Raw genomic sequence first — 232 nt, 5'->3', positions numbered from 1 at the left:
GGCGCTGAAACCCTTAAGCGTGAACGCCACCGTGTTGGCGGCAATGGCCTGGCTGAAGGTGTAGCTCTGGCTGCCGACGCTGACCTTGGTGCCGGCCGCCACGGCACCGGCGGTGCCCGCGTACTGCACAGCCACCGACGTGGCCTTGAGGTTGCCCAAGCCGTCGACGGTGGCCGTCAGCGTGCCGTTGGCCAGCTCGAATGCTGTGGTGCCCGCGGCACCCGAGCGCAGA

1 protein-coding gene is annotated in these 232 nt (G+C 69.0%); it reads right to left on the bottom strand.

Annotation, left to right across the window (positions count from 1 at the left end):
- Positions 1–232 (bottom strand): hypothetical protein (locus tag SM757_RS35380; protein ID WP_322468923.1); only part of this gene is annotated, 232 nt, incomplete at both ends.

The organism is Azohydromonas lata (assembly GCF_034427735.1).
Taxonomy (GTDB): Bacteria; Pseudomonadota; Gammaproteobacteria; order Burkholderiales; family Burkholderiaceae_C; genus Azohydromonas; species Azohydromonas lata.
Note: the sequence above shows the minus strand (reverse complement) of the source record. Positions and strands in the feature narration are given on the sequence as shown.